Genomic DNA, 23,023 nt, shown 5'->3' on the forward strand with positions numbered 1-23,023 from the left:
GCGCCAGCTGATTTGAGGTTACACATCCTGTGAATGTTGATTTGCACTGCCATAGCACGGCCTCCGATGGCGCCCTGGCGCCTGCGGTACTGGTGGCGCGGGCGTTCGAGAAAGGCGTGCGAGTCCTGGCCCTGACCGACCACGATACCCTCGAAGGCCTCGACGAGGCCCGCGCTGCCGCACAAGCGCTGGGCATGCAACTGGTCAACGGTGTCGAGTTGTCCTGCACCTGGGGCGGCGCCACCATTCATGTGCTGGGCTATGGCTTCGACGTCAATGCCCCGGCGCTGGTCGAGGCCATCGCCCGGCTGCATGACGGGCGCTGGCTGCGCTCGGAAGAAATCAGCCGCAAGCTGGAGCTCAAGGGCATGCCCGGGGCGCTGGAAGGTGCGCGGGCGATCCAGCAGGAACTCGGCGACAGTGGCAATGCCCCGGCCCGCCCGCACTTCGCCGACTATCTGGTGCGCGCCGGCTACGTCAAGGACCGCGCCGAAGCGTTCCGCAAATGGCTGGGCGCGGGCAAGCTGGGGGACGTCAAGCAACACTGGCCGACGCTGGAGGAAACCGTCGCTACCCTGCGCGCCGCGGGTGCCTGGGTCAGTCTGGCCCATCCATGGCACTACGATTTCACCCGCAGTAAACGCCGGCGCCTGATTGGCGACTATATTCAAGCGGGTGGTCACGCTATCGAAGTGGTCAACGGGCACCAACCGGCCGAGCAGGTCGGCAGCCTGGCCATTCTGGCGCGTGAGTTCGGTCTGCTGGTCAGTGCCGGCAGTGATTTCCATGGCCCCGGAGGCTGGTCCGAGATCGGCGAGTACCGCCCGCTCCCGGAGGATCTGCCACCGCTTTGGTGTCGATTCAAACATGACCCAATTATTGCCGCCGTCTGAACAGGTAGAAAATGTGAGTCAATTTTTCCAGATTCATCCGGAAAACCCGCAAGCGCGCCTGATCAAACAGGCTGTCGAAATCATCCGCGCCGGCGGGGTGGTGATCTATCCCACCGACTCGTCCTACGCTATTGGCTGCCAGATCGGCGACAAGAACGCCGTGGAACGCGTGCGGCGCCTGCGCCAGCTGGACGACAAGCACAACTTTGCACTGATCTGCAGCGACCTGTCGCAATTGGGGGTGTTCGCCAAGATCGACACCGGTACCTTCCGCATCCTCAAGGCGCACCTGCCAGGCCCGTACACCTTTATTCTCAACGCCACCCGCGAGGTGCCGCGCCTGTTGCTGCACCCGAAAAAACGCACCATCGGCCTGCGGGTGCCGAGTCATCCGATTGCCCTGGCCCTGCTCGAACAGCTGGGCGAGCCGCTGATGAGCGTGACCCTGATCATGCCCGGCGACACCGATCCCTTGAGCGATCCCTACGAAATGCGCCAGTTGCTCGAGCATCAGGTCGACCTGATCATCGACGGCGGCTTTGGCGGCATCAAGGCCTCCACGGTGATCAACCTGGCCGATGGCGAGCCAGAAGTGATCCGCGTCGGCTGCGGCGACCCGGCCCCGTTCATGGCCGAGGCCTGAATGTCGGTGGTGGAAACCGTCGACAGCCAGGCGGGCGCGCAGCAGGAACTGCCATTTGCCATGGTCTATGGCCAGGCGGTCATGGAAATGCCGCAGGACCTGTACATTCCGCCGGACGCCCTTGAGGTTTTTCTCGAGGCCTTCGAAGGTCCGCTCGACCTGTTGCTGTACTTGATCCGCAAACAGAACATCAACATCCTCGACATTCCGGTGGCGGAAATCACCCGCCAGTACATGGGCTACGTCGAGTTGATGCAGTCGGTGCGCCTGGAGCTGGCTGCCGAATACCTGGTGATGGCGGCCATGCTGGCCGAGATCAAGTCACGCATGCTGCTCCCGCGGTCGGCAGAGATCGAAGCGGAAGAAGACGACCCGCGCGCCGAACTGATCCGCCGCCTGCAGGAATACGAACGCTTCAAGGCAGCCGCCGAAGGCATCGATGGCCTGAGCCGGGTCGGTCGCGATGTCGTGGTGCCCAAGCTGGACGCCCCCGAGGCGCGGGCGCGCAAGCTGTTGCCGGAGGTCCGGCTCAGTGAGCTGTTGCTGTCCATGGCCGAAGTACTGCGCCGTGGCGACATGTTTGAAAGCCATCAGGTCAGCCGCGAGGCCCTGTCTACCCGCGAGCGTATGAGCGATGTGCTGGAGCGGCTCAAGGGTGGCGGTTTTGTGCCCTTTGTCGAGCTGTTCACCGCTGAAGAAGGACGCCTAGGTGTGGTCGTGACCTTTATGGCGATCCTCGAACTGGTCAAGGAATCCCTGGTCGAGCTGGTGCAGAATGAGCCCTTTGCGGCTATCCATGTGCGGGCGCGAGCCGAATAACGAGCAAAATCCATGAATCTGAGTGAACCCCGCGAGCTGGCGCCACTGCTTGAAGCCTTTCTGTTGGCCTCGGGAAAACCGCAATCGATGGAGCGCCTGTTCGAGCTCTTCGAAGAAGGCGAACGTCCGGAACCGCCGGTCTTCAAGAAGGCCCTGGCGATCCTGGGCAAGTCCTGCGAGGGCCGCGCCTTTGAGTTGAAGGAAGTCGCCTCGGGCTACCGCCTGCAAATTCGCGAAAAGTTCTCGCCCTGGGTCGGACGCCTGTGGGAAGAGCGCCCGCAGCGCTACTCGCGGGCCATGCTGGAGACCATGGCGCTGATTGCCTATCGCCAGCCGATCACCCGTGGCGAGATCGAGGATGTGCGGGGCGTGGCGGTCAACAGCAACATCGTCAAGACCCTGCTGGAGCGCGAGTGGATCAGGATCGTCGGCTACCGCGAAGTTCCCGGGCGACCGGCGATGTTCGCCACCACCAAGGCCTTTCTCGACCATTTCAATTTGCAGAACCTCGACGACCTGCCGCCCCTGGCCGAGCTGCGTGAGCTGGAGCCCGAGCCGATGCTCGAGTTCGACGACGCCCCGGTTCCGCCCAGCCTGCAAGCGCTGGCCGACGCCAGTGCCGAGCCGGAAGAGCCGAAGGATGAAACCAGTTTCCATAGCCTGTTGCTGGAACTGGACTCGATGGAGGAGGGGATCAAGACCGACTTCGACGACCTGCTGCGCGATGGTGAGCCCGGTGAGCAGTCGGTGACGGACGAGGTAGCGCCTGAGGTCGAGGTCGAGTCTGAAGCCGAGCCAGAGCCTGAGCCGGAATCCGAACCCGATATCCTGGGTGTCGCCCAGGCTCGGGAAAAACTCCTGGCCGCGGTTGCCGCCCTGGAGTCGCCGCAGCCGCAGCCTGAACTGAGCGACGAGGAAGCCGAAGCCCTGGCGCTGGCCCAAGCCATCGAAGCCGAACGCCGTCAGTTCGACGACTGACACCGATCAGCGGAAAAAACCGATAGTCGACCGTTTATCAGCTAGTCTCTGATGCGCGAGCCGCGCCATGAGCGTATGATTCGCGACCCTTTGGCGATCCCTTCGCCAAACGCCCCGCTTTTACGACTTCAGGCCACGCCTGAACAGACCACACCGGGAGGTGCCCAGATGAGTATCAACGACCAGAAAGACGACCAGGAAATCGGCCCAGCAGGCGAAAAACTGCAGAAAGTCCTCGCCCGTATCGGCGTCGGCTCGCGCCGTGACGTAGAAGCCTGGATCAGCCACGGCCGAATCAAGGTCAATGGCAAAGACGCCACGCTCGGTCAGCGTGTCGACATGCACGACGCCATCACCATCGATGGCAAGGTGATCAAGCGTGAAGAAGCGGCCGAATCGGTCCGCCGCGTGATCATGTACAACAAACCCGACGGCGAAATCTGCACCCGTGTCGATCCGGAAGGCCGTCCGACCGTGTTCGACAAGATGCCGCGTCCCAAAGAAGGGCGCTGGATCAACATCGGCCGCCTGGACATCAACACCACCGGTCTGCTGATGTTCACCACCGACGGTGAGCTGGCCAACCGCCTGATGCACCCTTCCTACGAAATGGACCGCGAATACGCGGTGCGTGTCCGTGGTGAAGTCGACGACGAGATGATCGAGCGCCTGAAGGCGGGCGTGGTCCTCGAAGACGGCCCGGCCAAGTTCACCGACATCAAGCAGGCGCCAGGTGGCGAAGGTTTCAACCACTGGTACCACTGCGTGGTGATGGAAGGTCGCAACCGCGAAGTACGTCGCCTGTGGGAATCCCAGGGCCTGGTGGTCAGCCGCCTGAAGCGTGTGCGTTTTGGTCCGGTGTTCCTCAACTCCGACCTGCCGATGGGCCGCTGGCGCGAAATGAGCCAGTACGAAGTCGACATTCTGAGTGCTGAAGTTGGCCTGACCCCAGTGGCCATGCCGCAGATGAACGCCAAGAGCAAAGACAAGCTCGATCGCATGCAGCGTAAATCGTCGCGTCCGATGGGCAAGACCGAGCGCGTGCGCACCTTGCGTCCAGCCGCCGGTGCCCCGGCTGCCGCTCCGCGTCCAGCACGTGAGCCGCATATCGAAGGCGAGCGTGCGAGCCGCAAGCCGGCAGGACGTCAGGACGGTGAGCGCGGTCCGCGTTCGCCACGTCCGGCCAACGGTCGCACAGAGCGCGGCGAAGGCCGTGGCGCTCCGGCAGGTCGTGGTACGCCAGTGGCAGACCGCCCGGCCGACACCAACCGCCCGGCCAAGCCTGCGCCGAAAAAGCGTCCAGGCATTGTCCTGGTCGACCGTGACGCGCCATCGGGCAAGCGTCGCGGCGCACCGGCCGGTTCCGGCCAGCGTCCTGGCTTTGGCCGTCGCAAGCCGGAGTGAGCTTGAAGCAGCGCTGAGCTTCAAGCGCTAAGCCGCACGTGAAAACGCCAACCTTCGGGTTGGCGTTTTTTTTGCCCGCTTGAAACTGCTGTGCTGTGGGGGGAGGGTCCCGGCTGGAAAATCGGCGTTACGGCGTGTAACGAAAACCTGACGAAAACCCCGGATTGCCCCTGTGTAATCGTCTCGCCCGCAAAGCTGTAAGGAAAATTTTCCGCAAGCGCTCGTCACAACTGTCTCCCAAGGCTCTGGCCCGCTTGTTTCACGGGGCGTAGCGCGGTGTCATGCGCCCCATGCCTGTCGTGCAGGTGCATAACAAGAAGGAGGCGCAATGTACGCCGTGAGTCATCTTCATCTCTCTTCGTGGGGCGATTTTTCCGTCACCCCCGCCACGGACCCGCAAAGGTCTGAACCTATTTTTGCAGCCGCCCGCGACCTTCGAGGCGGACACAGGCAATCCCGGCCAACGACACGCTAAACCAGCGAGGTCTGGCAGCAGGGGGTTAGCGGTGTACAATGCGCCGCGTTTTACCTGTGACCCTCTGCGTAACCACGCAATTTTCAAGGCTACCCGCCTTGTTCACTCCGCCGCGTCACGAGCGTGTCGGGTTCGATTTCGTCACAGATAAAAACAAACAGGTGACGCATGACCGTTGTAAATACGCTGAACTCCTGGTGCTTGCGCTGGGGTTTGATCGGCGCTGCCGGATCCTGATCCGCACGGCAACGTCTTAACGAATATCATCAAACCTTGCGTGAGACCCTTTCATGAGTGGACAAACCTCGCATTCAGGCGAGCTGAAACGCGGCCTGAAAAATCGCCATATTCAACTGATCGCTCTCGGTGGCGCGATTGGTACCGGATTGTTCCTGGGCTCTGCCGGCGTACTGAAGTCGGCCGGCCCATCGATGATCCTCGGCTACGCCATCTGCGGCTTCATCGCCTTCATGATCATGCGCCAGCTGGGCGAGATGATCGTCGAAGAGCCGGTGGCCGGTTCCTTCAGTCACTTCGCGCACAAATACTGGGGCGGCTTCGCCGGCTTCCTGTCGGGCTGGAACTGCTGGATCCTGTACATCCTGGTGGGCATGTCGGAGCTGACCGCGGTCGGTAAATACGTGCACTACTGGTGGCCGGAGATCCCGACCTGGGCCTCGGCGGCCGTCTTCTTCCTGATGATCAACGCGATCAACCTGGCCAACGTCAAAGTCTTTGGCGAGGCCGAGTTCTGGTTTGCGATTATCAAGGTGGTGGCGATTGTCGGCATGATTGCCCTGGGCAGCTATCTGCTGGTCAGCGGCACCGGCGGCCCGCAAGCCTCGGTGAGCAACCTGTGGGAGCACGGTGGTTTCTTCCCTAACGGCGTCAGCGGCCTGGTGATGGCGATGGCGATCATCATGTTCTCCTTTGGCGGTCTGGAAATGCTCGGCTTCACCGCCGCAGAAGCCGACCAGCCAAAAACCGTGATCCCCAAGGCCATCAACCAGGTGATCTACCGGATCCTGATTTTCTACATCGGCGCCCTGGTGATCCTGCTGTCGTTGACTCCATGGGACAGCCTGCTGAGCACCCTGAACGCCTCGGGCGACTCCTACAGCGGTAGCCCGTTTGTCCAGGTGTTCTCGATGCTGGGCAGCAACACCGCCGCCCACATCCTCAACTTCGTGGTCCTGACCGCGGCCTTGTCGGTGTACAACAGCGGTACCTACTGCAACAGCCGCATGTTGCTGGGCATGGCCGAGCAGGGCGATGCGCCCAAGGGCCTGGCCAAGATCGACAAGCGCGGCGTGCCGGTGCGTTCGATCCTCGCTTCGGCCGCGGTGACCCTGGTGGCGGTGCTGCTCAACTATCTGATCCCGCAACATGCGCTGGAACTGCTGATGTCGCTGGTGGTTGCCACGCTGGTGATCAACTGGGCGATGATCAGCTTCTCGCACTTCAAGTTCCGCCAGCACATGAACCGTACCCGGCAGACGCCGCTGTTCAAGGCTTTGTGGTACCCGTACGGGAACTATGTGTGCCTGGCGTTCGTGGTGTTTATCCTCGGTATCATGTTGATGATCCCGGGCATTCAGATCTCGGTGTATGCGATTCCGGTGTGGATCCTGTTCATGTGGGTCTGCTATGGCATCAAGAACAAGCGCAGTGCGCAACGGGCTTTGAATGGGGTGCCTGCTGTTGATTAAGTAGGTGCTGATGTTGCAGCAAACCCGGCCTGGTGCCGGGTTTGTTGTTTTTAATGCGGGGGATTGTGTGTATATCCGTTTTTTGGGGTGTGGCTACTTATGGTTCCATTGATGTTGGCTGTGCCGATCCCTTCGCGGCAGGCTCGCTCCCACGGGGATTCAGGTTGTTCGCAGATTCGGCATACACCCACTGAACTTGTGGGAGCTGGCTTGCCAGCGATAGCGGTATGTCAGCCACCATTGATGTTGGCTGTGCTGCCCCATCGCGGGCAAGCCCGCTCCCACGGGAACCCATAGCGGCCCTGACCGCAGAAATGGATATGCCCCCAATCAAACCCAGCGATCGCGTATCCTGACCCCCCTGATTACGGACCGCTTTCCATGCTGGTGATTTCCAACAACGTGCATCTGCCGGATGCCGAGATCGAGTTGACTGCCATTCGCGCGCAAGGCGCCGGTGGGCAGAACGTCAACAAGGTCTCCAGTGCCGTGCACCTGCGCTTCGACATTCCGGCCTCGTCCTTGCCCGAGTTCTACAAGGAACGCCTGCTCGCGCTGCGCGACAGCCGGATCACCAGCGATGGCGTGATCATCATCAAGGCCCAGCAATACCGCACCCAGGAGCAGAATCGGGCGGATGCCCTGGAGCGATTGACTGAGTTGATCCTGGCCGCCACCAAGGTCGAAAAGAAACGCCGCCCGACCAAGCCGACCCTCGGCTCGAAGAAACGTCGGCTGGAGTCCAAGACCAAGCGGGGCTCGATCAAGGCCGGGCGTGGCAAGGTGGATTTCTAGCGGTTTTCCCGCAGCCTCGGTGCCTGGCGGTATAGATAGACGCTCAGTGCCAGGCCGCTAAGGGCCGCGAGGGCGGCGAACAGGAAGATCGAGGCGAAGCCGAAGCCTGCGGCGATTGCGCCGGCCAAGGGGCCGGTAATGCCCAGGGACAAGTCGATGAACAGCGAATAGGCACCCACGGCTGCGCCACGGCTGGAAGCGGGTACCAGGTTGACCGCTTCCACGCCCAAGGCCGGGAACACCAGCGAAAAACCGAAGCCGCTCAACGCTGCCCCGGCCAATGCCCAGTTCGCGTCCGGGGCCAGCCACAACAGCAGCAGGCCGAGGGTTTCCACCGACAGGCAGACAATCGCCACCCGAAACCCGCCCAGGCGGTTGATCAGGTTGCCGAACAGCAGGCGCGCGCCAATGAAGCTGGCGCCGAACAGGCTCAGGCACAGCACGGCGTTATCCCAGTGCTGGGTGGCGTAATACAGGGTAATGAAGGTGGCGATGGTGCCAAACCCGATGGACCCCAGCGCCAGCCCGCACCCGTGGGGCAGCACCCGTCCCAGTACATGCAGGAAGGGCAGGCGCTCGCCGGCGACGATCGGCGCAGCGGTCTTAGGCCAGGCCAGCAGCAAGCCGACCAGCGCCAGTAAAATGATGCTCACGCCCATGCTCCACAGCCCGTACTGGCGCACCAGCAGGACGCCGAGCGGTGCACCCACCGCCAACGCGCCGTAGCTGGCGATGCCATTCCAGGAAATTACCTTGGCGGTGTTCGGCGCGCCGACTCGACCGATGCCCCAGCCGATCGAGCCCGATCCCACCAGGCTTTCCGCGCTGCCGAGGACCAGGCGGCCGATCAACAGGCTGATCAGGCTCACCATCGGCAGGCTCTGGGTCCAGGCCGAGAGCAGCATGAACACTCCGCTCAGGCCGCAGCCGGCCAAGCCATACATCACCGCCAGCTTGCTGCCCTTGTTGTCGATGATGCGTCCGGCATAGGGGCGGCTGAGCAGGGTGGCGAGGTATTGCACGCTGATCACCAGGCCCGCGATGACCGCGCCAAATCCCAGGTCGCTGTGCACATAGCCGGGCAATACGGCCAGGGGGATGCCGATGTTCAGGTAGCCGATGAAGGTAAACAGGACGATGGAAACGACTTGCAGCGTGACCGCCATGGGGCGCTGGGGATCTGGCATGGGGAAAGTCCACGGGACAGCAGGATAGATAGGCTGCTTATGATACCGGTGGTTGGCGCAGTGCAGGGGGAGAATTTGCCGGGTTGGGCGGCGGTGCTCGATCAGGTTTTGCTGGGCGCGACCAATTGGGTGGTGACCAGAGCGGCGAGGGCGTTTTCCTGGCTGCCGAAACGGTCCAGGAGCAGGGCTTGCTTCTCGGGCGTCAGGCGGTTCCAGACGTCGATCATCTGTTGCGCGGCATCGATCAGCACGCTGGCCTGTGATTCGTCGAAGGTGTCGGTCATGGCGGGGGCTCGGGTTTCAGGCTGTGTGGAAAGCGCATCAGTTAGCGCTTTCCACACGGTCTGGGTAGTGCGCTTAGTCTTCGCTGTCGGCCTTGCGGCTACCAGTGGCTTCCTTTGGCTCGGGCTGTTGGGCACCGGCTTGTTGCGGGGTTGTCTGCTCAGTTTCGTGCAGGCTTGGGAAGGGGAGATTCGGAATCTCGTGCATGTTGCTTGCTCCTCGCAAAGTCTGTTTGTAAATCGCTGTGTAGAACCACGCTTTCAAAAAGCCTTGGCAGGATACAGCAGGAGAAATGACAAATAGACTTTTATCTCGGATTTCTGCGACAGATGGCCGCACCGCAGGCGAATGCCGAGCGTTGTAGGCGCTGGCAAGCCAGCGCCTACAACGGGCTACCGGGTTACTTGCAGACGTCAGCGATCGCCTCGGCCAGCAGGTCCAGGCGCGTGGCGTCGATCCCGGCCACGTTGGCGCGTCCCGAGCTGACCATGTACACGCTGTGTTGCTCGCGCAGTTTTTTCACCTGTTCTGGCGTCAAACCTGTGTAGGAAAACATCCCGCGCTGTACACCGATATGGGCGAAACGCTCGCGCAGACCGTGGGGTTCCAGCGCTTCCACCAGGCCCGAACGCAGTTGGGCGATACGCTGGCGCATGGCTTCCACTTCGTCGGCCCAGCGCTGTTTCAACTCTGGGTCGCCGAGGATGGTCGCCACCACGGCCGCGCCGTGATCCGGTGGCGTCGACCACAGGTTACGGGCGATGTGGGCCAGTTGGCTGCGTACATCGGTCAGCTTCTCGGGATCCTTGGCGCAGACAATCAGCGCCCCGGTGCGATCGCGGTACAGGCCGAAGTTCTTCGAGCAGGAACTGGTGATCAACAGCTCAGGCAGCTCCTCGGCGAACAAGCGCACGGCCCAGGCATCCTGCTCCAGGCCATCGCCAAAGCCCTGGTAGGCGAAGTCGATCAGCGGCAACAATTCGCGGCTGCGCACCACGTCCAGCACCCGGCGCCAGTCATCCTGGGACAGGTCGAAACCGGTCGGGTTATGGCAGCAGGCGTGCAACAGCACCACATCGCCCTTGGGGATCAGGTTCAGGGTGGCCAGCATGGCCTCGACATCGAGGCGGTTGTCACTGCCCACGTAGGGGTAGTGGCTGACCTTGAGGCCGGCGGTCGCGTAGATGGTTTCGTGGATCGGCCAGGTCGGGTTGCTCAGCCAGATGCCACGGCCAGGCAGGCAGTGCGCGATGAAGTCGGCACTCAGGCGCAAGGCCCCGGTGCCTCCCGGGGTCTGGGTGGCGCCGGCCCGCTGTTCGGCGATCAGCGCCGAGTCGGCGCCCAGCACCAGCTCGTTGATCACCTTGCCGAACGCCGGGTCACCGTGACCACCGATGTAGGTCTTGGTGCCCTGGCCATCCACCAGGCGCTGTTCAGCGAGTTTCACCGACTGCGGGATCGGCGTCAGGCCCTGGGCGTCTTTATAGACACCCACGCCGAGGTCGAATTTGCGCGCATTGGGGTCCTGCGCATAGGCCTCCATCAGGCCGAGGATCGGGTCGCCGGGCACCCGGCCGATGGCGTCGAAAAACATTACTTGCGGCCCTCGGCGTCCTTGGCCACTTCGTCAGTGCGCGCGGCCATGATGAAGTCATTGCGGTGCAGGCCCTTGATCGAGTGGCTCCACCAGGTCACGGTGACTTTGCCCCACTCGGTGAGCAGGCCTGGGTGGTGACCTTCGGCTTCGGAGATTTCACCCATGGTGTTGGTGAACGCCAGGGCGAACTTGAAGTTCTTGAACAGGAAAACTTTTTCCAGCTGCATGACGCCGTCGCGAACTTCGATGTTCCAGTCAGGGATCTGCTTGATCAATACCGGCAGTTCTTCGTCGCTGACTTGTGGGGCATCGGCGCGGCAGGCTTCGCAATGGGCTTGGTTGAGAGCGGTCATGGTGGTTTCCTGATTTCGATTCTTGTTAGACGTTACTATTTTTTGTGGGGCGCCGCGACTGCGGCGTCCTCAGGCCGCCTTGGGTTTTGGCGGAAATTTCGGCGCGTGCAGACCCAACTGCATGCCCTGCTGGACCATGCCCATGATGTCCTCGTGGGCCAGGTCGAACAGGCGCTTGAGGTTGGGCAGGACAAAGTACAGGGGCTGCAGGATGTCGATGCGGTACGGCGTGCGCATCGCTTCCAGCGGATCGAAGGCCTGGTGCTCGGGCTCGCCGGACAAGCTGTACACGGTTTCCTTCGGCGAGGAGAGAATGCCGCCGCCGTAGATGCGCTGGCCTTCAGGGGTGTCGACCAGGCCGAACTCGATGGTCATCCAGTACAGGCGCGCCAGGTACACCCGCTCTTCCTTGGTCGCCTGCAAGCCAAGCTTGCCGTAGGTGTGGGTGAATTCGGCGAACCACGGGTTGGTCAGCAGTGGGCAGTGGCCGAAAATCTCGTGGAAAATGTCCGGCTCTTGCAGGTAATCCAGTTCTTCGCGGGTACGAATAAAGGTCGCGACAGGAAACTGCTTGCTGGCCAGTAATTCGAAAAAGGTCTGGAACGGAATCAGCGCCGGAACCCGGGCAACTTGCCAGCCGGTGGTTTCACCCAGGACCTTGTTGATTTCGTCGAGCTGGGGAATGCGGTCATGGGGCAAGCCGAGCTTGTCGATGCCTTCCATGTATTCCGGGCACGCACGACCCTCGAGCACTTTCAATTGGCGAGTGATCAGCGTGTTCCACACCGCGTGTTCTTCAGCGGTGTAGTGGATAAACCCTTGCGCATCGGGCTCGCGGGCCACGTATTGCGTCTGCTTCATGCTGCTCTCCTGCAAAGGGATACGTTCTTGTTATGTCTTGCTATGGACCTAGAGATACCCCGAAGCGTGCGACCGCGCAGCAGGGTGCTGGACGAGCGGCTAGGAAAATTCGCCAATTTTCGTAAAGTTTTCGTTACGCAAAGCGGCTTGTGGCGTACCTATTGCGATTTCCCGGTTTGAAAAGCCCTGAAGCTGTCACATAATCTTGACGACTAACTTTGGGTGTCGGCAGAAAAATCCTCGCCACCCGCTGTCCATCTCCTAGTCCGGGCCTTTTTATGCGTATCAAAGTCCATTGCCAGAACCGCATCGGCATCCTGCGCGACATCCTCAACCTGCTGGTGGAGTACGGGATCAACGTCGCTCGCGGGGAGGTCGGCGGTGAGCACGGCAACGCGATCTACCTGCATTGCCCGAACCTGATCAACATCCAGTTCCAGGCGCTGCGGGCGAAATTCGAGGCGATTGCCGGGGTATTCGGGGTCAAGCGGGTAGGGCTGATGCCCAGCGAGCGCCGGCACATGGAACTCAATGCTCTGCTCGGGGCGCTGGAGTTCCCGGTGCTGTCGATCGACATGGGCGGCTCGATCGTCGCGGCCAACCGTGCGGCGGCGCAATTGCTCGGGGTGCGGGTCGACGAAGTGCCGGGGATCCCGCTGTCACGCTACGCCGAGGATTTCGACCTGCCGGAACTGGTGCGCGCCAACAAGTCGCGGATCAACGGCCTGCGGGTCAAGGTCAAGGGCGACGTGTTCCTGGCCGACATCGCCCCCCTGCAGTCGGAACACGACGACAGCGAGGCCATGGCCGGCGCAGTGCTGACCCTGCACCGGGCCGACCGGGTTGGCGAGCGCATCTACAATGTGCGCAAGCAGGAGTTGCGCGGCTTTGACAGTATTTTCCAAAGCTCCAAGGTGATGGCGGCGGTGGTCCGGGAAGCGCGACGCATGGCGCCCCTGGATGCGCCGCTGTTGATCGAGGGCGAGACCGGCACCGGCAAGGAACTGCTGGCCCGCGCCTGCCACCTGGCCAGCCCGCGCGGCCAGTCGCCGTTGATGGCGCTGAACTGCGCAGGGTTGCCGGAGTCGATGGCCGAGACCGAGTTGTTCGGCTACGGCCCCGGCGCGTTCGAAGGCGCGCGGGCCGAAGGTAAGCTCGGGCTGCTGGAGTTGACCGCAGGCGGTACGCTGTTTCTCGATGGCGTCGGCGAAATGAGCCCGCGCTTGCAGGTGAAATTGCTGCGGTTCCTGCAAGACGGTTGCTTCCGCCGTGTCGGCAGCGATGAAGAGGTCTACCTCGATGTGCGGGTCATCTGTGCGACCCAGGTCGACCTCTCCGAGCTGTGTGCCAGCGGTGAGTTCCGCCAGGACCTGTACCACCGCTTGAATGTGCTGTCGCTGCACATCCCGCCGTTGCGCGAGTGCCTCGACGGCCTGACGCCGCTGGTCGAGCACTTCCTCGATCAGGCCAGCCGGCAGATCGGCTGTCCCTTGCCGAAACTGGCGCCGGCGGCCATGGATCGGCTCAGCCACTACCACTGGCCGGGCAACGTCCGGCAGTTGGAGAACGTGCTGTTCCAGGCGGTGTCACTGTGCGAAGGCGGCACGGTCAAGGCCGAACACATTCGCCTGCCGGACTACGGCGTGCGCCAGCCGCTGGGGGATTTTTCCCTGGACGGCGGGTTGGATGAAATTGTCGGGCGGTTTGAAAAGGCCGTGCTGGAACGCTTGTATTCAGAACACAGCAGCAGTCGATTGCTCGGTAAACGCCTGGGTGTTTCCCACACCACCATTGCCAACAAGTTGCGCGAGTATGAAATCGGCAAACTTGAGCGCTAACTAAGTCGCCCTTGAATGCGTGGGCCTTAGTTGGCGAATTGCTGCTTGGTTAATACTAATCATTATTGAATGAGGATTAATCCTGTTTGACCTTTCGCTGATCTGAATCATGGAAAATTACAGGGCGGCCATCTAGGCTCAGTGCACTTTCTGGCAGGAGCCCTGGCCATGACGACGGTTGATGAGTCCGCTCTACGTGCGCGCAAGGAAAGGCGGCTGTTGCTGTTCCTGATCGTGTTTCTTTTTCCCCTGCTATCGGTGGTGATAGTCGGCGGCTACGGCTTTTTCGTCTGGTTCCTGCAAATGCTCCTCGGCCCTCCCGGGGCTCCACACTGATTGCCAGTCCAGGTGAGTTAACAGGCAGGGAGTGTTGGCCATGGAACAAAAACTACATATCGCCAGTTTGATCGTGCAGGCCCGTGTCGAGATGTTTGCCGCGGTGAAAGCCAATCTGCGCCTGCTCCAGGGTGTTGAACTGCACCAGGAAAGCCCCGAGGGCAAACTGGTGGTGGTCCTGGAAATGCACGGCGAACCGCAGATCCTCCAGCGCATCGAACAGATTGGCCGCCTGCCCGGCGTGCTCAACGCCTCCCTGGTTTACCACGAGATCCTCGATCCGAGCGGAGAACACCCATGCCCATGACCCGTCGTGAGTTCGTCAAGGCCCAGGCGGCCGGGATTGCTGCGGCGGCTGCCGGGCTGCCGGTGTTCACCTCGGCCAGCAACCTGATCACCGAACAGGACATGGTCGCCCTGACCTGGAACAAGGCGCCGTGCCGGTTTTGCGGCACCGGTTGCAGCGTGATGGTGGCGACCAAGGACAACCGGGTGGTAGCGACCCACGGCGATGTCAAAGCCGAGGTCAATCGCGGCCTGAACTGCGTCAAGGGCTACTTCCTGTCCAAGATCATGTATGGCGTGGACCGCCTGACCCAACCGCTGTTACGTATGACCAACGGACAATACGACAAGCAGGGTGAATTCCAGCCGGTGTCCTGGAAACAGGCGTTTGATGTGATGGAGTTGAAGTTCAAGGAGGCGCTGAAAAACAAAGGCGCAGACTCGATCGCCATGTTCGGTTCCGGACAATGGACGGTGTGGGAAGGCTACGCCGCCAACAAGTTGATGAAGGCCGGGTTTCGCAGTAACAACCTCGACCCCAATGCCCGGCATTGCATGGCCTCGGCGGTCATGGGGTTCATGCGCACCTTCGGTATCGATGAGCCCATGGGCTGCTATGACGACATCGAAGTCACCGACGCGTTTGTGTTATGGGGCTCGAACATGGCGGAGATGCACCCGATTCTCTGGAGTCGGGTCACGGATCGTCGCTTGAGCCAACCCGATGTCAAAGTTGTGGTGCTGTCGACCTTCGAGCATCGCAGCTTTGAATTGGCCGATATCCCCATGGTGTTCAAACCGCAGACGGACTTGTTGATCCTCAACTACATCGCCAACTACATCATTGAAAGTGGCTCGGTGAACCAGGAGTTTGTCAGCCGGCACACGCGGTTTGCCAAGGGGGTCGACGACATCGGCTACGGCTTGCGCAGCGATCATCCGCTGGAACAACAGGCCAAGAATGCCGACAAGGCGAACACCTGGACCGACATCGACTTCGAGCAGTTTGCCGCCTTTGTCAAACCCTACACCCTGGAACGCACCGCCAAGGAGACCGGGGTTCCGGCCGAACGGCTCAAGGCGCTGGCGCAGTTGTATGCCGACCCGAAACGCAAGGTGGTGTCATTCTGGACCATGGGTTTCAACCAACACACACGCGGGGTGTGGGCCAACAACCTGATCTACAACATCCATTTGCTGACCGGCAAGATCAGCGAGCCGGGCAATAGTCCGTTCTCCCTGACCGGCCAGCCTTCGGCCTGTGGCACCGCGCGGGAAGTGGGGACCTTTTCCCACCGCCTGCCGGCGGACATGCTGGTCACCAATCCGGCACACCGCGCCACCGCCGAGAAGATCTGGAAACTGCCGGCCGGAACCATCAATCCCAAGGTCGGTTTCCATGCGGTGCAGCAGAGCCGCATGCTCAAGGACAGCGTGGTCAACGTGTACTGGACCATGGCCAGCAACAACATGCAGGCCGGGCCCAACATCATGCAGGAAGTCTTGCCGGGCTGGCGTAACCCGCAGAACTTCGTGATCGTTTCCGACGTATACCCCACGGTGTCCGCGCAAGCCGCCGACCTGATCCTGCCCACGGCCATGTGGGTGGAAAAGGAGGGGGCCTATGGCAATGCCGAGCGGCGTACCCAGTTCTGGCATCAACTGGTATCCGCCCCGGGGGATGCCAAGTCCGATCTCTGGCAACTGGTGGAATTCTCCAAGCGCTTCACCACCGATGAGGCCTGGTCCGCGCAGTTGCTCGACAGTGCTCCGCAGTACAAAGGCAAGACCCTGTACGAGGTGCTGTTCAAGAATGGCAACGTCGATCAGTTCCCGATCGAGCAGATGGAGCCGGGCTTTGAAAACGACGAAGCCAAGGACTTTGGGTTCTACCTGCAAAAAGGCCTGTTCGAAGAGTACGCCCAGTTCGGCCGGGGCCACGGTCATGACCTGGCGCCGTTCGATCGGTATCACACCGAACGCGGTCTGCGCTGGCCTGTGGTGGACGGCAAGGAAACCCGCTGGCGCTTTCGCGAAGGCCATGATCCCTACGTGGAGAAGGGCAGTGGCGTGCAGTTCTATGGCTACCCCGACAAGAAAGCGATCATCTTCGCGCTGCCCTACGAGCCGCCGGCGGAATCCCCTGACCAGGAGTTCCCGTTCTGGCTGAGCACCGGGCGGGTGCTTGAGCACTGGCACACCGGGACCATGACCCAGCGCGTTGAAGAGCTCTACAAGGCGGTACCCGATGCCCTGGTGTACATGCACCCGGCCGATGCCAAGGCGCTCAATGCCAGGCGCGGCAGTGAGGTCAAGGTCATCAGCCGACGCGGGGAAATGCGCGCGCGCATCGAAACCCGTGGGCGCAACAAGCCGCCCCAGGGGCTGGTGTTCGTGCCGTTCTTCGACGCCAACCGCTTGATCAACAAGGTCACCCTCGATGCGACGGACCCGATCTCGAAGCAAACGGACTATAAAAAGTGCGCGGTCAGGATCGAGCTGATCAAGACTGCCTGAGGAGAGCTGTGATGAATGCTCGTACGCTGTCCTTGCTGTTTGCACTGCTGCTTGGCATGCCCGCGGCCTTTGCCGCAGAGCCTGGGTATCCGCTGGATGCGCCCGCCCCCGATGGCAGGCGTGTCGGCGGTACCCTGACTCAGGAACTGCCGGCGCCGCCCATCGCCGAGGAGGAGAACAAGGACCTCAAGCGCGAGCGCAATTATCCCGAACAGCCGCCGACCATTCCCCACAGCATCCGCGGTTATCACATCGACAAGAACAGCAACAAATGCCTGTCCTGCCACAGTCGGGCCAACAGCGCGTTGACCCAGGCGCCGATGATCAGCATCACCCACTACATGGACCGCGACGGCCAGGCGCTGGCCGCCGTTTCGCCACGGCGCTACTTCTGTAATCAGTGCCACGTACCGCAGCGAGACGTGAAGCCGTTGGTCAACAACGACTTCAAGAATATTGACCAGGTGCTGCAAGACGAAATCAACCGCAAGCAGAAACCCTGAGGAGTGGTCATGAAGTCATTGTGGGTAGTGTTCAAAGACTACTGGCAGATCTTGCGTCGCCCCAGTGTCCACTACAGCCTGGGTTTTCTGACGCTCGGCGGGTTCATTGCCGGGGTGATTTTCTGGGGTGGATTCAACACGGCGCTGGAAGCGACCAATACCGAAAAGTTCTGCATCTCCTGCCATGAAATGCGCGACAACGTGTTTGTCGAATTGCAGGAAACCATCCACTACACCAACCGCTCGGGGGTGCGCGCAACCTGTCCCGATTGCCACGTACCGCATGAGTGGACCCACAAGATCGCGCGCAAGATGCAGGCGTCCAAAGAGGTCTGGGGCAAGGTGTTCGGCACCATCAATACCCGCGAGAAGTTTCTCGGCATGCGCCGTGAACTGGCGGAGCACGAGTGGGCCCGGCTCAAGGCCAACGACTCTCGCGAGTGCCGTAATTGTCACAACTTCGAGTTCATGGATTTCACCCGCCAGGGCAAGCGCGCCGCCAACATGCACTCGACTTCCCTGGCCAACGGCGAGGCGACCTGCATCGACTGCCACAAAGGCATCGCCCACAAGCTGCCCGACATGAGCGGCGTCAAGGGCTGGTAGCCGTGCTGTCCGGCCGATTGCCGTAAAGCGGCATAAGCGCGCCGGTTTTTCGTCTCTGCCATCCTCCACCTCTCTCCTCTGAATTGTCCCAAGTCCTGTGTTTAAAGGACCTGGGGCCTTTGCGCGCAAGTTGGTCTGCAAATTGCTAAAGCCTTGCCAGTACAGCAGTGGGCGGCAAACGTCCGGCATGCAGAGGAAAGACTGTGGACAAGTACCTTTATGTGGCCATGACCGGCGCCAGCCAGAACGCGCTGGCGCAAAAGGCCCATGCCAACAACCTGGCCAACATCTCCACCAACGGTTTCCAGAAAGACCTGGAGCAGGCGCGGTCGATGCCGGTGTTTGGCGACAGCTTTCCGGCGCGGGCCTTTGCCCTGTCCGAACGTCCGGCCACCGACTTCAGTCCGGGCTCGCTGGTGGAAACCGGGCGTGACCTCGACGTGGCGGTCAGCGGCAACGGCTGGATTGCCGTGCAGAACCCCGACGGCAAGGAAAGTTACGTGCGCACCGGCAGCCTGAATGTCGACGCCCTGGGTGTGCTGCGTGCCGGCAATGGCATGCCGGTGATGGGCAATGGCGGGCCGATTGCCGTGCCGCCCGAGCAGAAGATCGAAGTCGGCCAGGACGGCACCATCAGTATCCGCGCCATGGGTGAAGGCCCGCGCGTGATGGCGCAAGTTGACCGCATCAAGCTGGTCAACCCGGACCTGAAGAACATGACCAAGGGCCTCGACGGTTCGATCCACACCAAGGACGGCCAGCCCGCGCCGGCCGATGCCAACGTGCAACTGGTCTCGGGTTTCCTCGAGTCGAGCAACGTCAACGCGGTGGAAGAAATGACCTCGGTGCTGGCCCTGGCCAAGCAGTTCGAGCTGCACGTCAAGATGATGAACACCGCCAAAGAAGACGACCAGGCCATGGCTCGGGTCTTGCAGATCAGCTAATTATCAGAACGTCGCGCCGTAAAACAGGCGCACGAGGAGAATCGAATGCTTCCGGCTCTATGGGTTGCCAAAACAGGCCTGTCCGCCCAGGACACCAACCTGACGACCATTTCCAACAACCTGGCCAACGTCTCGACCACGGGTTTCAAGCGTGACCGTGCCGAGTTCCAGGACCTGCTGTACCAGATCAAGCGCCAGCCGGGTGCCCAGTCGACCCAGGACAGCGAACTGCCGTCGGGCCTGCAACTGGGTACCGGTGTGCGCATCGTCGGCACCCAGAAAAACTTCACCGCCGGCAGCCTGCAAACCACCGAGCAGCCGCTGGACATGGCCATCGACGGTCGTGGTTTTTTCCAGGTCCTGCAGCCGGACGGGACTACGTCCTACACCCGTGACGGGACCTTTCACCTGGACTCCAACGGCCAGATCGTGACCGCCAGTGGTTACGCCCTGGAGCCGGCCATTGTCATCCCCGCCGAAGCCCAGACCTTCACCGTGGGTCGCGATGGCACCGTGTCGATCACCATTGCCGGCAACCCGGCCGCCCAGGTGATCGGCAACCTGCAAACCGCCGACTTCATCAACCCGGCCGGCCTGCAGGCCACCGGCAACAACCTGTTCCTGGAAACTGCCGCCAGTGGTGCGCCACAGATCGGCACCCCAGGCCTGAACGGTTTTGGTACCACCCTGCAAAGCACCCTGGAAACCTCCAACGTCAGCACCGTGGAAGAGATGGTCAACATGATCACCACGCAACGTGCCTACGAGATGAACTCCAAAGTCATCTCCACCGCCGACCAGATGCTTTCGTTCGTCACGCAGAATCTGTAATCAAGTCTATGGGGCGGCTTGAGGCCGCCTGCAACACCGTGAGGTTAGGGTCATGAATCGCTTTGTATCTGTTCTCGCATTGAGTGGGATCGCCGTGCTCGCGGGCTGCGTCGGGCCGACGCCAAAACCCAATGACCCTTACTACGCCCCGGTGTTGCCACGCACGCCCTTGCCGGCGGCAGCCAACAATGGCTCGATCTACCAGGCCGGCTTCGAGCAGAACCTATACAGCGACCGCAAGGCGTTCCGGGTCGGTGACATCATCACCATCACCCTCAACGAAAAAACCCAGGCCAGCAAAAACGCCAACTCGCAAGTGGGCAAGACCAGCAAGGCCAACATCGGCCTGACCTCGTTGTTCGGTGCGGTGCCCAACACCAATAATCCGTTCGGCAGTGGCGACCTGAGCCTGGACGCCGGCTACAGCGGTGACCGCGCGACCAAGGGTGACAGCAAGGCCGGGCAGGGCAACAGCCTGACCGGCTCGATCACGGTGACCGTGGCCGACGTGTTGCCCAACGGCATCATCGCCGTGCGCGGCGAGAAGTGGATGACCCTCAACACCGGTGACGAATTGGTGCGCATTGCCGGCCTGGTGCGCGCCGACGATATCTCCACCGACAACACCGTGTCTTCGACCCGGGTCGCCGACGCGCGCATTACCTACTCGGGCACCGGCTCGTTTGCCGATGCGAGTCAGCCAGGCTGGTTCGACCGTTTTTTCCTAAGCCCGCTGTTCCCTTTCTAGGTGATGACTCTCTCCATGCTGAACTTCAAGCACCTGCTGGCGGCCGCGTTGTTGCTGGGCACCTCCCTGGGCGTGCAGGCCGAGCGGTTGAAGGACATCGCCAGTATCTCCGGCGTGCGTTCCAACCAGTTGATCGGCTATGGCCTGGTCGTCGGTCTCAATGGCACGGGTGACCAGACCACCCAGACCCCGTTCACCCTGCAGACCTTCAACAACATGCTCTCGCAGTTCGGCATCAAGGTGCCGCCGGGCTCGGGCAACGTGCAGTTGAAGAACGTCGCTGCCGTGTCGATCAGTGCCGATTTGCCGGCGTTTGCCAAGCCGGGGCAGCAGGTCGACATCACCGTGTCTTCTATCGGCAACTCCAAGAGCCTGCGTGGCGGCACCTTGCTGCTGACGCCGCTCAAGGGTATCGATGGCAACGTCTACGCGGTGGCCCAGGGCAACCTGGTGGTCGGTGGTTTTGACGCTGAAGGTCGTGACGGTTCGAAGATCACCGTCAACGTGCCGTCGGCCGGTCGTATCCCTGGCGGTGCCTCGGTGGAGCGCGCGGTCCCGAGCGGGTTCAACCAAGGCAACAGCCTGACCCTCAACCTCAACCGTTCGGACTTCACCACGGCCAAGCGCATCGTCGACAAGATCAACAGCCTGCTCGGCCCGGGTGTCGCTCAGGCCATCGATGGCGGTTCGGTTCGGGTCAGCGCGCCACTGGATCCGAGCCAGCGGGTCGACTACCTGTCGATCCTCGAAAACCTCGAAGTCGACCCCGGCCAGGCGGTGGCCAAGGTCATTATCAACTCGCGCACCGGCACCATCGTGATCGGCCAGAACGTCAAGGTGTCGCCGGCGGCGGTGACCCACGGCAGCCTGACCGTGACCATTACCGAAGACCCGATCGTCAGCCAGCCGGGGGCGTTCTCCAACGGCCAGACGGCGGTGGTGCCGCGCTCCAATGTCAACGCACAGCAGGAAGCCAAGCCGATGTTCAAGTTCGGCCCGGGCACCACCCTCGACGAAATCGTGCGTGCGGTGAACCAGGTCGGCGCGGCACCGGGTGACCTGATGGCGATCCTCGAAGCCTTGAAACAGGCCGGCGCGCTGCAAGCCGACCTGATCGTGATCTAAGGTGACGAACATGGACATGCGTAAGAGCGGCCTGGTCAGCAGCAGCGATTCGGCGGCCTACTCGGACCTCAACCGGCTGAACCAGCTCAAGGTCGGCGACAAGAACAGCGACGGCAACATGCGCAAGGTGGCGCAGGAGTTCGAATCGCTGTTCCTCAATGAAATGCTCAAGTCGATGCGCTCGGCCACCGACGCGCTGGGCCAGGACAATCCGCTGAACACCGCGGCGGCCAAGCAGTACCAGGAAATGTACGATCAGCAACTGGCGGTTTCCATGTCCCGCGAGGGCGGCGGCATTGGCCTGGCCGATGTGCTGATGCGCCAGATGTCGAAGAACAAACCACTGGCCCCCGGCGAGGCGGCCGCGTTGTCGGCGGCTAAGCAGGAGGCCGCGAAAGCAGCGGTGCAGACACCGATTGCCGCTGGCACGGTGGCCACTGATGGGCCGTTGTCGCGCCTCAATGGCCAGCGTCCGTTGTGGGCCTCGCGCTCGATCAATCCACCGCAGGCAGCGGAGCAGGGCGTGCACGGCAATGACATGGCGCTGATCAACCAGCGGCGCCTGGCGCTGCCGCCGAAACTGGCGGACCGCTTGTTGGCAGGCCTGGTGCCTTCGGCCAGCGGGACGGCGGCCACCACCGCTACCAGCACCTTGCCCAACCGTGCGACCCGCGACGGCAACGCGCTGGTCAAGGGTGACTGGCAGCCGGCGCAGAGCTATTCCGCCGAGCGCGGGCGCCTGCAGGTCTATGGTCGTGCGATGGCGCAGCCGCCCCTGGCGCCGGCGCCAAAAGCCTTCAACTCGCCAGACCAGTTCATCACCACCATGCTGCCGATGGCGCAGCAGGCGGCCGACCGTATCGGCGTCGATCCGCGTTACCTGGTGGCCCAGGCCGCCCTGGAAACTGGCTACGGCAAGTCGGTGATGCGCGCCGCCGATGGCAGCAGCAGCCACAACCTGTTCGGGATCAAGACCGGCAGCACCTGGAAGGGCGCGCAGGCCCGCGCCATCACCAGCGAATTCCGCAATGGCGAGATGGTCAAGGAGACGGCCGAGTTCCGTTCGTACGCGTCCTACCAGGACAGTTTCCATGACCTGGTGACCCTGCTGCAGAGCAACAATCGTTATCAAGAAGTGCTGAAGTCGGCCGATAACCCCGAACAGTTTGTGCGTGAGCTGCAAAAGGCCGGGTACGCCACCGACCCGAACTACGCCAGCAAGATTTCGCAGATTGCCAAACAAATGAAGAGCTATGAGAACTACGCCTCGGCGGGCTCTTCCACGAATTTATAA

The 23,023-nt window shown here is 61.8% G+C and carries 24 protein-coding genes; 18 read left to right on the plus strand and 6 right to left on the minus strand.

Annotation, left to right across the window (positions count from 1 at the left end):
* Window positions 1-29 precede the first annotated feature (29 nt).
* The 7 genes from QMK50_RS21275 to arfB all read left to right on the plus strand — a co-directional run bounded on the left by QMK50_RS21275 (window position 30) and on the right by arfB (window position 7,716).
* Window positions 30-893, plus strand: a complete 864-nt coding sequence (locus QMK50_RS21275) for a PHP domain-containing protein (protein WP_095170018.1) — start codon at window positions 30-32, stop codon at window positions 891-893.
* 13 nt (window positions 894-906) lie between these two features.
* Complete coding sequence (locus tag QMK50_RS21280; RefSeq protein ID WP_159994348.1) at window positions 907-1,536, plus strand: L-threonylcarbamoyladenylate synthase; 630 nt, start codon at window positions 907-909, stop codon at window positions 1,534-1,536.
* 60 nt (window positions 1,537-1,596) lie between these two features.
* Window positions 1,597-2,355, plus strand: coding sequence for a segregation and condensation protein A (locus QMK50_RS21285; protein WP_174244613.1), 759 nt, complete (start codon window positions 1,597-1,599; stop codon window positions 2,353-2,355).
* A 12-nt stretch (window positions 2,356-2,367) separates the two neighbouring features.
* Window positions 2,368-3,333: an SMC-Scp complex subunit ScpB gene (gene scpB / locus QMK50_RS21290; RefSeq protein WP_320333892.1), complete on the plus strand. Its 966-nt coding sequence runs from the start codon at window positions 2,368-2,370 to the stop codon at window positions 3,331-3,333.
* 168 nt (window positions 3,334-3,501) lie between these two features.
* Entirely contained in the window at window positions 3,502-4,737 is a 1,236-nt protein-coding gene (gene rluB, locus QMK50_RS21295) for a 23S rRNA pseudouridine(2605) synthase RluB (RefSeq protein WP_095170015.1), read from the plus strand.
* Window positions 4,738-5,502: 765 nt separating this feature from the next.
* The gene (locus QMK50_RS21300; RefSeq protein WP_095170014.1) at window positions 5,503-6,921 is read left to right on the plus strand and encodes an amino acid permease; all 1,419 of its coding nucleotides are present in this window, start codon (window positions 5,503-5,505) and stop codon (window positions 6,919-6,921) included.
* Between the two features lie 381 nt (window positions 6,922-7,302).
* A complete protein-coding gene (gene arfB / locus QMK50_RS21305) occupies window positions 7,303-7,716 on the plus strand; it encodes an alternative ribosome rescue aminoacyl-tRNA hydrolase ArfB (RefSeq protein ID WP_095170013.1) in 414 nt (137 codons plus the stop codon).
* Here the strand turns inward: arfB and QMK50_RS21310 are convergent.
* The 6 genes from QMK50_RS21310 to phhA all read right to left on the minus strand — a co-directional run bounded on the left by QMK50_RS21310 (window position 7,713) and on the right by phhA (window position 11,996).
* Window positions 7,713-8,903 carry an MFS transporter gene (locus tag QMK50_RS21310; RefSeq protein ID WP_320333893.1) on the minus strand — a complete coding sequence of 397 codons (1,191 nt, stop codon included), beginning with the start codon at window positions 8,901-8,903 and terminating at the stop codon, window positions 7,713-7,715. The two genes, arfB and QMK50_RS21310, sit on opposite strands and share 4 nt — an antisense overlap.
* 101 nt (window positions 8,904-9,004) lie before the next feature.
* Window positions 9,005-9,187 carry a hypothetical protein gene (locus QMK50_RS21315; protein ID WP_095170011.1) on the minus strand — a complete coding sequence of 61 codons (183 nt, stop codon included), beginning with the start codon at window positions 9,185-9,187 and terminating at the stop codon, window positions 9,005-9,007.
* 73 nt (window positions 9,188-9,260) lie between these two features.
* Window positions 9,261-9,392, minus strand: coding sequence for a hypothetical protein (locus tag QMK50_RS21320; RefSeq protein WP_256585517.1), 132 nt, complete (start codon window positions 9,390-9,392; stop codon window positions 9,261-9,263).
* A 193-nt stretch (window positions 9,393-9,585) separates the two neighbouring features.
* A complete protein-coding gene (locus QMK50_RS21325) occupies window positions 9,586-10,779 on the minus strand; it encodes an amino acid aminotransferase (RefSeq protein WP_320333894.1) in 1,194 nt (397 codons plus the stop codon).
* Window positions 10,779-11,135 carry a 4a-hydroxytetrahydrobiopterin dehydratase gene (locus tag QMK50_RS21330; RefSeq protein WP_095080175.1) on the minus strand — a complete coding sequence of 119 codons (357 nt, stop codon included), beginning with the start codon at window positions 11,133-11,135 and terminating at the stop codon, window positions 10,779-10,781. Before QMK50_RS21330 ends, QMK50_RS21325 begins: the two co-directional genes overlap by 1 nt.
* A gap of 69 nt (window positions 11,136-11,204) precedes the next feature.
* Complete coding sequence (phhA, locus tag QMK50_RS21335) at window positions 11,205-11,996, minus strand: phenylalanine 4-monooxygenase (protein WP_095170009.1); 792 nt, start codon at window positions 11,994-11,996, stop codon at window positions 11,205-11,207.
* A gap of 278 nt (window positions 11,997-12,274) precedes the next feature.
* Between phhA and QMK50_RS21340 the strand changes: the two genes are divergently transcribed.
* The 11 genes from QMK50_RS21340 to flgJ all read left to right on the plus strand — a co-directional run bounded on the left by QMK50_RS21340 (window position 12,275) and on the right by flgJ (window position 23,023).
* The gene (locus QMK50_RS21340; protein WP_095170008.1) at window positions 12,275-13,834 is read left to right on the plus strand and encodes a sigma-54-dependent transcriptional regulator; all 1,560 of its coding nucleotides are present in this window, start codon (window positions 12,275-12,277) and stop codon (window positions 13,832-13,834) included.
* A 168-nt stretch (window positions 13,835-14,002) separates the two neighbouring features.
* On the plus strand, window positions 14,003-14,170 hold the full coding sequence (locus QMK50_RS21345; RefSeq protein WP_095170007.1) for a periplasmic nitrate reductase, NapE protein: 168 nt from the start codon (window positions 14,003-14,005) through the stop codon (window positions 14,168-14,170).
* 40 nt (window positions 14,171-14,210) lie between these two features.
* Entirely contained in the window at window positions 14,211-14,477 is a 267-nt protein-coding gene (locus QMK50_RS21350; RefSeq protein ID WP_159994364.1) for a chaperone NapD, read from the plus strand.
* The gene (gene napA / locus QMK50_RS21355; protein ID WP_320333895.1) at window positions 14,468-16,972 is read left to right on the plus strand and encodes a nitrate reductase catalytic subunit NapA; all 2,505 of its coding nucleotides are present in this window, start codon (window positions 14,468-14,470) and stop codon (window positions 16,970-16,972) included. Before QMK50_RS21350 ends, napA begins: the two co-directional genes overlap by 10 nt.
* An 11-nt stretch (window positions 16,973-16,983) precedes the next feature.
* Entirely contained in the window at window positions 16,984-17,475 is a 492-nt protein-coding gene (locus tag QMK50_RS21360) for a nitrate reductase cytochrome c-type subunit (protein WP_095170004.1), read from the plus strand.
* Window positions 17,476-17,484: 9 nt separating this feature from the next.
* Entirely contained in the window at window positions 17,485-18,081 is a 597-nt protein-coding gene (locus QMK50_RS21365) for a cytochrome c3 family protein (protein ID WP_095170003.1), read from the plus strand.
* Window positions 18,082-18,284: 203 nt separating this feature from the next.
* Window positions 18,285-19,025 (plus strand): flagellar basal body rod protein FlgF, encoded by a 741-nt coding sequence (locus QMK50_RS21370; RefSeq protein WP_320333896.1) that lies wholly within the window; start codon window positions 18,285-18,287, stop codon window positions 19,023-19,025.
* Between the two features lie 45 nt (window positions 19,026-19,070).
* Window positions 19,071-19,856, plus strand: a complete 786-nt coding sequence (gene flgG, locus QMK50_RS21375) for a flagellar basal-body rod protein FlgG (RefSeq protein ID WP_027620992.1) — start codon at window positions 19,071-19,073, stop codon at window positions 19,854-19,856.
* 52 nt (window positions 19,857-19,908) lie between these two features.
* Window positions 19,909-20,604 (plus strand): flagellar basal body L-ring protein FlgH, encoded by a 696-nt coding sequence (flgH, locus tag QMK50_RS21380; RefSeq protein ID WP_095170001.1) that lies wholly within the window; start codon window positions 19,909-19,911, stop codon window positions 20,602-20,604.
* A 15-nt stretch (window positions 20,605-20,619) separates the two neighbouring features.
* Window positions 20,620-21,729 (plus strand): flagellar basal body P-ring protein FlgI, encoded by a 1,110-nt coding sequence (locus tag QMK50_RS21385; RefSeq protein ID WP_095170000.1) that lies wholly within the window; start codon window positions 20,620-20,622, stop codon window positions 21,727-21,729.
* 10 nt (window positions 21,730-21,739) lie between these two features.
* Window positions 21,740-23,023, plus strand: a complete 1,284-nt coding sequence (gene flgJ / locus QMK50_RS21390) for a flagellar assembly peptidoglycan hydrolase FlgJ (protein WP_320333897.1) — start codon at window positions 21,740-21,742, stop codon at window positions 23,021-23,023.

The organism is Pseudomonas sp. P5_152, assembly GCF_033989915.1.
Classification (GTDB): Bacteria; Pseudomonadota; Gammaproteobacteria; order Pseudomonadales; family Pseudomonadaceae; genus Aquipseudomonas.